Below are 9450 nucleotides of genomic sequence, written 5' to 3'. Positions count from 1 at the left end.
GCCGCCACGGGTGCCGGTGCCGCCACGGGTGCGGGTGCCGCCACGGGTGCGGGTGCCGCCACGGGTGCCGGTGCCGCCACGGGTGCGGGGGCCGCGACCGGTGCGGGGGCCGCGACCGGTGCCGGCGCTTCCGCGATGGTCTCCGGAGCGTCCACCGGCGCAGGCGCTTCCGCGACGGGAGTGGAGGCACCGGAACCGTCACCGATCGTGACCAGCGGAGTTCCGACCTCGACGGTCTCATCTTCCTGGACCAGGATGGCCTCGATCACGCCGGCAATGGGGGACGGGATTTCCGTGTCCACCTTGTCGGTTGATACTTCCAGCAGCGGCTCGTCGACTTCGACGCGGTCTCCCACGTTCTTCAGCCAGCGGGTGACCGTACCCTCTGTGACACTCTCACCGAGTGCCGGGAGGTTAACGGATTCGCTCATGCGATTGTCTCCTTCAAAACGTATTGTCTGTAATTAGAGTGCTGAGTGTCTGAATGCAGAGGTTCGGCGGCTACGCGTGAAGCGGCTTGCCGGCCAGCGCCAGGAAGGCCTCGCCGAGTGCCTCGTTCTGGGTGGGGTGCGCGTGCAGGAACGGGGCGATGTCTTCCGGGTAGGCCTCCCAGTTCACCACCAACTGTCCCTCACCGATCAGCTCGCCGACGCGGGCGCCGATCATGTGGACACCGAGGATGGGGCCGTCCTTGACCCGGACGAGCTTGATGGAGCCACTCGTGCCGAGGATGGAGCTCTTGCCGTTTCCACCCAGGTTGTACTCGAAGGTGGAGATCTGGTCGGCGCCGAACTTTTCGGCAGCCTTGGCCTCCGAGTAGCCGACGGAGGCGATCTCCGGGTCGCAATAGGTGACCTTGGGAATGTTGAGGTCGTCGACGACGATCGGGTTGAGACCGGCGATCTCCTCGGCGACGAAGATGCCCTGCTGGAATCCGCGGTGCGCGAGCTGCAGGCCGGGGACGATGTCGCCCACGGCGAAGACGCCGGGAATGTTGGTCGCGAGGCGCTCGTCGGTCAGGACGAAGCCGCGGTCCATGGTGACGCCGACCTCTTCGAAGCCGAGTCCGGCGGTCGACGGGCCACGCCCGACGGCGACGAGCAGAATCTCCGCCTCGATGACGGTGCCGTCCTCCAGGGTGATGACGACGCCGTTCTCGTGCTGAGTGACGCTCTGGAACCGGATGCCGAGCGAGTATTCGATGCCGCGCTTGCGGAAGGCGCGCTCCAGCTGCTTGGAGATGGACTCTTCCTCGTTGGGAACCAGGTGGGGAAGTGCCTCGATGATGGTGACGTCGGCGCCGAAGGACTTCCAGACGCTCGCGAATTCGGCGCCGATGACGCCGCCGCCGAGCACGGCGACCTTCTTCGGGACGAACTCGAGCTCCAGGGCGTGCTCGCTGGTCATGACTCGACCGCCGATGGCGAGCCCCGGCAGGGAGCGGGAGTAGGAGCCTGTCGCGAGGACGATGTTCTTACCCACGATGGTGTCGGCACCGACCTGCACGGTGTTCGGCGAAATCAGTCGACCTTCACCTTCGATCACTGTGATGCCGCGCGATTTGATCAGACCCTGCAGCCCCTTGAACTTCGACGCCACAATACTCTTGCGGAACGCGTTCACGGCGGGCATGTCGATGCCCTCGAACTGCGTTTTGACGCCGTACTTCGCGGCGTCGCGGCTGACATCGGCCACCTCGGCCGAGTGCAGGAGTGCCTTGGTCGGGATGCAACCGAGGTGCAGACAGGTTCCGCCGAGTTTGCCCTTTTCGATCAGGCCAACGGTGAGCCCCAGCTGAACGCCCCGCAATGCGGCCGCGTAGCCACCGCTTCCGCCGCCGAGAACGACAAGGTCAAAATTCTGTTCCGACACCCAGATACTCCCTCATACATCACAACTCGGTCGGCCCTCAGCGACGATACGCATCCGGGCAGGCGAGAGTGGGCGAGATTTCTCGCCCACTCGACTGTACTACGGGCGCGAAAAATCCTCGGCCAGGCGGAGCAGAGTCCGAACCGAGATTCCGGTCGGCCCAGCATTCGTGAATCCCCACCCGCTGCCGGTGTTGTGGGCCGGCCCGGCGATGTCCAGGTGAGCCCACGGGATCGTCTCGGTGCCGTCCCCGTTGCCGCGGGTCCCGATGAACTCCTGCAGGAATACTCCGGCGAGCAGCATGCCGCCGTGGGTGCTGCCGATCTTCGCGTTGGCGATGTCGGCGACATCCGAGTCGAGTAGAGGGCGCAGTTCCGCGGGAAGCGGCATCGGCCACACCAGCTCACCCACCGATTTGCCGGCGGCGAGCACCCGGGCGACCAGGGCATCCTCACCCATGGCGGCGTAGTAGCGGGTGCCGAGTGCGACGAGGGCGGCGCCGGTCAGTGTCGCCACGTCGACGATGGCATCCGGGCACTCCTCGCCGGCCGCGACGAGACCGTCCGCAAGAACCAGGCGACCCTCCGCATCCGTGTTCAGCACCTCGACCGTGCGGCCTCCGCGGATCTGCAACACGTCGTTGGGTCGGATGGCCGAGCCGGACGGCATGTTCTCCGCGATGCAGAGCCAGGCGGTGATGCGCACGTTGAGCCCCAGGCGGGCGGCCGCCAGGGTCACAGCCAGCACCGTCGCCGCGCCGGTCATGTCGTATTTCATGCCGACCATGGATGCCGGCGGCTTCAGTGAGAGTCCGCCGGTGTCGAAGGTGATGCCCTTGCCGACCAGGGCAATGTGCTGCGTCGCGCCCTCCGGCGTGTAGCTGACCTTGACCAAGCGCGGCGGCCGACTGGAACCCTGGCCGACGCCCGCGATCCCGCCGAAACCATCCGCGGCCAGCTCCGTCTCGTCCCAGACGCGCACGGCGACGGGAAGGCCCGCGGCGGCGTCCATCGCCTGGCGCGCGAGTGCGTCCGGGTAGAGGTCGGAGGGCGGCATGTTGACCAGGTCCTTGACCAGGTTGACGGCCTCGGCGATGACTCCGACGCGGGCGGAGACTCCGGCCGCCTCCGCGGCGGCGTGCACCGTGATCTCCTGCGCCGGGACCCTGGTCGCGGCGAGCGAGTTCTGCCGGTACGCGGTGTAGTAGTACGCACCGAGTGCGGCACCCTCCAGGACGGCCTCCACTTGGGCATCCGTGGTCGTGGGGAAGGCAAAGGCAACCGAGGTCACGCCGGTCAGCTGGCGAACGGCCGACCCGGCGGCATGGCGCAGCGCATCGACCGTGGCCTCCTTGCCGATTCCGACAACGGCGATGCTGCGGGCGTTGCCGATCGACGCAGGCAGTCGCACCACCTGATCGCGACCGCCCGTGATACCCAGGGGCGCGAGTTGGTCCGCGAGGCCGGCGAAGGCGGCGTCAGCGAACAGGGCGGTGGAGTCGCCGGACTGGAGCGCCCCGACTATGAGAACGTCCACCTCCGATTCGAGGGCGGGTGCTGCGGATATGGTCAGGCGGGGTGCGGTCATCCACCGATCGTACGCTCCGGGTGTGTTCGCTCTCGGCATCACGACGGCGTCGTCGATTCCCGCACCGCCCGGAATTTGGCGCTTACAGTTAATGTCATGCGGGATCCTGGTGACATTTACGAGCTGACTGCGGACGCGGAAAACGTCCCGGAGGGGCTCCATCTTGTCGCGGGTGTGACGGGCTTCGCGGATGCCGGTGGTGCCGTCTCGCAATTCACCGAATATCTTCTGGAAACCCTTGACCACACCGTCGTCGCGACCTTCGACGCCGACGTGCTGCTCGACTACCGGGCGCGGCGGCCGATCATCCAGTTCGACCAGGACCACCTCACCGACTATCAGTCTCCCGCCCTGAGGGTGTACCAGGTCAGGGACGAGATCGGCCAGCCGTTCCTGCTTCTGACCGGCTTCGAGCCGGATTTCCGCTGGGAACAGTTCACCGCCGCGGTGCTGCAGCTCGAGCGCCGCTTCAAGGTGGCCTCCACAACCTGGGTGCACGCGATTCCGATGCCGGTCCCGCACACCCGTCCGATCGGCGTGACCGTCAGCGGAAACCGGTCCGATCTGGTCGAGAGTATGTCGGTCTGGCGTCCTAACACCCAGGTTCCGGCGAATGCGCTGCACCTGGTGGAATATCGGCTGCAGGAGGCTGGTACCTCCGTCGTCGGGTTCGTACTGCTGATCCCGCACTATCTGGCCGACACGGAATTCCCCCTCGCCGCCCTCGCAGCCCTGGACAGCACGAGTGCCTCCACCGGGCTGATCTTCCCCACCGATCGGGTGCGAGAGAAGAACCGCGAGTTCGTCGCCCGCATCGACGAGCAAGTGCGGGACAACCCCGAGCTGGGCAAGCTCGTCGGCACGCTCGAAGAGCGCTACGACGCCTATATGGAGGGCAGCACGCTGCGCTCCCCACTGACCGACGAGGCCGGCGAATTGCCCAGCGCCGATGAGATCGCCGCCGAACTGGAGAACTTCCTCGCCACCCGGCGCAGCAGAGACGACGGTTCGCCGGCCTGATCCGCCGAGCGTCGCCGTGAAGCCGGATGCTCCGGCGCGGGTAAGTTTGGGGCAATGAACTCGCGCCGCTCCTGGTTGATCTTTTACGTCGGATCGTTCGCGTACCTCTCCGCCGTCCTGCAGCGCTCTTCCCTCGGGATCGCCGGTGTCGCCGCTACTGAACGGTTCGGCGGGTCTGCCGCGCTGCTGTCCAGCCTCGCCGTCGTGCAACTCGCCGTCTATGCGGCGGCACAGATTCCGGTGGGAGTCCTGATCGATCGGTACGGGCCACGCGTGCTGGTCGCCACCGGGACAGCGCTGATGGTGGTCGGCCAGACCACGCTCGCCTTCGCCCCCGACATCCCGATTGCCGTGCTCGGGCGCATCCTCGTCGGTGCTGGCGACGCCGCCATCTTCATCTCGATGATTCGCCTCATCGCCTCGTGGTTCTCCGGACGCATCGTTCCTCAGCTCTCGCAGTGGCTGGGGAACATCGGTCAGCTCGGCCAGGTGCTGTCCGCCCTACCGCTGGCGTGGGTGCTGCACACCTGGGGGTGGACGCCGACGTTCCTCTCCGCCGCCGCGGTTGCCGTGTTGGCCCTGATCGTGGTCATCGTCGTGGTGACGGACCAACCGGACCGCGCATCCATGCAGAACCGGACCACCAGCTGGCGTGGCGCGCTCCTGCAGCTCACACACAGTTTCAAGCGGCCCGGAACCCAGCTCGGCTTCTGGTCGCACTACGTCACACAGTCCTCCGGAACCGTCTTCACCCTGCTCTGGGGATTCCCCTTCATGGTGTATGGACTGGGCTACGACACGTCCCTCGCCGCGGGGATGCTGATGGTCCTGGTGGGCGCCGGCATGGTGTGCGGGCCGATCCTGGGGATCCTGACGGCGCGCTTTCCGCTGCGCCGCAGCACCATCGTGCTCGGCGTCGTCGCACTGATGGGAGCGGCCTGGGCCGCGGTGCTGCTGTGGCCGGAGCAGCCCCCGTTCTGGTTGATGCTCGTGCTGCTCGTCGCACTTGGCATCGGGGGACCCGGCTCGCTGATCGGCTTCGATTTCGCGCGCACCTTCAACCCCCAGCGCAGCCACGGCTCGGCGAACGGCGTCGTGAACGTGGGCGGCTTCACCGCCAGTTTCGTGATGGTCTACCTGATCGGGCTACTGCTTGACTTGCAGGACGGCTGGCGCATCGCCAGGGGGGAGGTGAGCGATCTGTATTCGCTCGACTCCTTTCGGGTTGCGTTTTCCGTGCAGTTCCTGGTTGTGGGACTCGGCGTGATTCTTCTGCTGCACGCCCGGGCCCGCACCCGCAGCAAGCTGTCGCGCGACGAGGGAGTGGAAGTCGCGCCGCTCTGGGTCGCCGTGGCGCGAGCCTGGCGCCTGAGGCAGCAGCCGGAATAGCTGCGCGCCTGGCTTGTCTCGTACACAAAGCATGCAATAATTGTCAATAGGGCCCGTTCTGGTCCTGGGAACAACGACATCAGTGTCGGTGTTAATAGCCTGGGACTTGACATGGGTCCTAGTACTGCCCAAAATCCACACTGCCCAGGCTCCTCTCCCGCCAGACCCACCCGGTCGGGACCCGCCTGGCAGCGCCGCAGGCTCCCGCGCCACGGCATGAGAGGTGTTCGAATGGCAACCCGCACAAAAATCGAGCAAACCGAAGAATCCACCGTGAGCGCCACTGAGGTTTCAGACGCCGTTGCGCCGGCACCCAAGGTCGCCGCGAAGAAGCCGACCAAGTCCGCTCTGGCCAAGGCCGCTGCTGCGGCCGCCGCCGCAGCAAACGGTGAAGAGAAGCCCGCGCCGCGCAAGCGCGCCGCCAGCACGAAGGCGAAAGCCAAGCCGGCATCTGACGAACACGATGAGGCCGCACGCAGCGATGACGCGGATGCCGACGACGACTCCGACGAGGCCAAAAAGAAGCGCGCAGCATCCGCGGAGGCACTCCCGAGCGGTGCCCTAGTACTGTCCCTGGTCGACGACGACGACGAGGTGCCGGTTTACTCCAGCGCAATCACCGGCGCGACGGCCGACCCTGTCAAGGACTACCTGAAGCAGATCGGCAAGGTTGCCCTACTGAACGCCGCCGAAGAGGTCGAGCTCGCGATGCGCATCGAAGCCGGGCTCTTCGCCGAAGACAAGATGTCCCAGATGAGCGACGCCGAGAAGAAGAGTGCCCTCGGACGCGAGCTGATGTGGGTCGCCAAAGACGGCGCCCGCGCCAAAAGCCACCTCCTGGGGGCGAACCTTCGCCTGGTCGTCTCGCTCGCCAAGCGCTACACGGGCCGCGGCATGCAATTCCTCGACCTGATCCAGGAAGGCAACCTGGGCCTCATCCGTGCCGTCGAAAAATTCGACTACACCAAGGGCTTTAAGTTCTCCACCTACGCGACCTGGTGGATCCGTCAGGCGATCACGCGTGCGATGGCCGACCAGGCCCGCACGATCCGGATTCCAGTGCACATGGTCGAGGTCATCAACAAGCTCGCCCGCGTCCAGCGCCAGATGCTTCAGGACCTCGGCCGGGAGCCCACACCGGAAGAGCTGAGCCGCGAACTGGATATGACCCCGGAGAAGGTCGTCGAAGTCCAGAAGTACGGCCGCGAACCCATTTCCCTGCACACTCCGCTCGGTGAGGACGGCGACAGCGAGTTCGGCGACCTGATCGAGGACACGGAAGCCGTTGTGCCTGCGGACGCCGTCGGTTTCACGATGTTGCAGAAGCAGCTCGAAAGCCTGCTCGACTCGCTCTCCGAACGAGAGGCCGGCGTCATCCGCATGCGCTTCGGCCTCGGGGACGGCATGCCGAAGACCCTCGACCAGATCGGCGACACGTTCGGCGTGACGCGTGAGCGCATCCGTCAGATCGAGTCCAAGACCATGGCCAAACTGCGTCACCCCTCACGGTCGCAGTCCCTACGCGACTACCTCGAGTAGAGGTCGTTTTGCGCTACGCACCGGCGATTCTTCTGGGACGCGTCGTACGCAGAGTGGCCCGGTGGCGGAAGCCGGGCGGCGGATCCGCGATCCCCGGTCTCGTGGTGAACAGGATCGCACCCGGATTCCTTCCGCGCAGCCTGAACAGCTTTCCGGGCGGCCTGGTCATCGTCACCGGATCGAGCGGCAAGTCGACGACGACCAAGATGCTGGTCGCAGCGCTCCGTGCTCACGGCACCGTTGTCTTCACCAACCAGTCCACGGCCAACATCAGCCAGGGTCTGACCTCCGCGCTGCTCGAGCAGGCCAGCCTGAGCGGTCATATCGCGGGCGACATCGCCGTGTTGGAGATGGATGAGGGCCACGGAGCCCTGATCTCCGGTACGTTGACGCCGCGCGTCGTTGCGCTGACGAACGTCATGGTCGACCAGATCGACCGATTTCATGACTCGGACATGGTCGCGGCCATGCTCGCCAAGATCGCCGCCAGAGCCACCGGAACCGTCGTGGTCAACGCGGACGATCAGTACTTGAGCGACCTTGCCGCACGCCTACCCGTTTCCTCTGCCGTCGCGCGCTACGGCGTCTCCGCCGACGTTCTCGTGGACAATCCGCGGGGCTTGGGCTACAGCGCGACCACCGCCACCAGGCTGGACGCGGGGGAGGGGATGCTCCTCACCTCCGTGCAGGGCCGCCGCGCCACCGTGAGCATTGCGGGTGTGGATTACCCGCTCGGGTTGCCCGCCCGCGGAACGCACTATGCTGTCGACGCCCTGACCGCGCTGTGCACGGCGCAGGCCGCGCTCGGCGACCGCTTCGATCCGGTGCTGGCCATCAACGCCATCTCGGCCATCCCACCGGTCTTCGGCCGTGGTGAGATCGTCACGGTTCGAGGCAAGCAGGTTGAATTCGTACTGGTGCAGAACCCGGCCAGTTTCCAGCTGAACGTAGACAGCCTCGAGCCGAAGACCGAGCAGATCCTCATCGCAATCGGGTCAGACGTGCGCGACCCGTCCTACTTTTGGCCCGTCAACACCTCGGGTCTGGGCCGGGTCCGCATTGCATCCGGTTCGAAGGCGCACGAAATTGCCCTCCAGCTGGTGTACGACGACGTCGTCGTCGACCGCATCGAGCCGAACCTGGGACTGGCCCTGGACGATTTCCTGGCCCTGCCCGAACCGCTGACGGGTTTGAAGACGATCATCTTCTCCGCAGACTCCATGCGACGCACCAGGACGCACCTGGGGCTCGTCACCAACAGGGAGGAGCAGGAATGACCCGTCCGCTCTCGATCGTGTCGCTGCTTCCCGAACTCCTGGGCACCAACGGCGATGCCGCCAACGCTCGCGTTCTCGCCCAGCGGGCCCGATGGGCCGGTGCCGATGCCACGGTCGTGGAGGTGCGCTCCGCGGCCGATCTGCCGGACCAAGTCGATGCCGTCGTCGTCGGATCGGGCTCCGACTCCGACATGGTGCGTGCCAGGGATATCCTCGCGACGATGACCACGGAGCTGCGCACCTGGGCCACCGCGGGTGTCCCCATCCTCCTGGTCGGAACCGGCTGGGAACTTCTGAGCTGGGGTATCGAACTCGCTGACGGAACCGTTGTCGAGGGGCTGGGCATCGTGGCCGGTCGCGCTGTTCCGATGCCGGCACGGGCCACGGATGACATCGCGGTGGCCTCCCGGTACGGACGTTTGATCGGTTTCGAGAATCATCAGCGCAGCTATGTCGGAGGCGAGGCGTCGCCGCTCGGCCAGGTGCTCTCCGGAACGGGCAATGGCGCGGGTGCGGAGGGACTGGTCATGGGTAGCGTCGTCGGGACCCATCTTCACGGTCCCGTTCTCGCCAAAAACCCCGGACTGGCCGACCACCTGCTGCGTATGACCCTGTCCCGTATCGGGCACGAGTACTTGCCCGGTGACCATGCGCTGGCTGCCGACGACATGGCACGAGCCGCACGCAATCAGATTGCGGTGCGGCTCGGACTCTCCACGGAGTAGCGGCCCATCGGCCGGTCGCAGGACAACGCGAACTGCCTGAG

The 9450-nt window shown here is 66.1% G+C and carries 8 protein-coding genes; 5 read left to right on the top strand and 3 right to left on the bottom strand.

Annotated features, from left to right (window positions below; genetic code table 11):
• The 3 genes from E3O18_RS07830 to E3O18_RS07820 form a co-directional block, all read right to left on the bottom strand.
• Nucleotides 1-431 (bottom strand): biotin/lipoyl-containing protein (locus E3O18_RS07830; RefSeq protein ID WP_347232339.1); only part of this gene is annotated, 431 nt, incomplete at its 3' end.
• Nucleotides 432-501: 70 nt separating this feature from the next.
• Nucleotides 502-1872, bottom strand: a complete 1371-nt coding sequence (lpdA, locus tag E3O18_RS07825) for a dihydrolipoyl dehydrogenase (RefSeq protein ID WP_134397248.1) — start codon at nucleotides 1870-1872, stop codon at nucleotides 502-504.
• A 99-nt stretch (nucleotides 1873-1971) separates the two neighbouring features.
• Nucleotides 1972-3459, bottom strand: a complete 1488-nt coding sequence (locus E3O18_RS07820; protein WP_134395596.1) for a leucyl aminopeptidase — start codon at nucleotides 3457-3459, stop codon at nucleotides 1972-1974.
• 96 nt (nucleotides 3460-3555) lie between these two features.
• On the opposite strand from E3O18_RS07820, the gene E3O18_RS07815 reads away from it, so the two are divergent.
• The 5 genes from E3O18_RS07815 (at nucleotide 3556) to E3O18_RS07795 (ending at nucleotide 9409) form a co-directional block, all read left to right on the top strand.
• Nucleotides 3556-4479, top strand: coding sequence for a PAC2 family protein (locus tag E3O18_RS07815; RefSeq protein ID WP_134395595.1), 924 nt, complete (start codon nucleotides 3556-3558; stop codon nucleotides 4477-4479).
• 54 nt (nucleotides 4480-4533) lie between these two features.
• A complete protein-coding gene (locus E3O18_RS07810; RefSeq protein WP_134395594.1) occupies nucleotides 4534-5868 on the top strand; it encodes an MFS transporter in 1335 nt (444 codons plus the stop codon).
• 216 nt (nucleotides 5869-6084) lie between these two features.
• The gene (locus E3O18_RS07805) at nucleotides 6085-7407 is read left to right on the top strand and encodes an RNA polymerase sigma factor (protein WP_134395593.1); all 1323 of its coding nucleotides are present in this window, start codon (nucleotides 6085-6087) and stop codon (nucleotides 7405-7407) included.
• A 104-nt stretch (nucleotides 7408-7511) separates the two neighbouring features.
• Nucleotides 7512-8684, top strand: coding sequence for a Mur ligase family protein (locus tag E3O18_RS07800; protein WP_134395592.1), 1173 nt, complete (start codon nucleotides 7512-7514; stop codon nucleotides 8682-8684).
• Nucleotides 8681-9409 (top strand): cobyric acid synthase, encoded by a 729-nt coding sequence (locus tag E3O18_RS07795; RefSeq protein ID WP_134417833.1) that lies wholly within the window; start codon nucleotides 8681-8683, stop codon nucleotides 9407-9409. The genes E3O18_RS07800 and E3O18_RS07795 overlap by 4 nt, the downstream gene beginning before the upstream one ends.
• Nucleotides 9410-9450 lie beyond the last annotated feature (41 nt).

Origin of the sequence: Cryobacterium sp. TMT2-42-4 (assembly GCF_004402645.1) — a bacterium.
Taxonomy (GTDB): domain Bacteria; phylum Actinomycetota; class Actinomycetes; order Actinomycetales; family Microbacteriaceae; genus Cryobacterium; species Cryobacterium sandaracinum.
Note: the sequence above shows the minus strand (reverse complement) of the source record. Positions and strands in the feature narration are given on the sequence as shown.

Bases quoted from the DNA above. Each gene is read 5' to 3' on its own strand.
- E3O18_RS07820 (WP_134395596.1), bottom strand. From the start codon at position 3,459: ATGACCGCACCCCGCCTGACCATATCCGCAGCACCCGCCCTCGAATCG.
- E3O18_RS07815 (WP_134395595.1), top strand. From the start codon at position 3,556: ATGCGGGATCCTGGTGACATTTACGAGCTGACTGCGGACGCGGAAAAC.
- E3O18_RS07810 (WP_134395594.1), top strand. From the start codon at position 4,534: ATGAACTCGCGCCGCTCCTGGTTGATCTTTTACGTCGGATCGTTCGCG.
- E3O18_RS07805 (WP_134395593.1), top strand. From the start codon at position 6,085: ATGAGAGGTGTTCGAATGGCAACCCGCACAAAAATCGAGCAAACCGAA.
- E3O18_RS07795 (WP_134417833.1), top strand. From the start codon at position 8,681: ATGACCCGTCCGCTCTCGATCGTGTCGCTGCTTCCCGAACTCCTGGGC.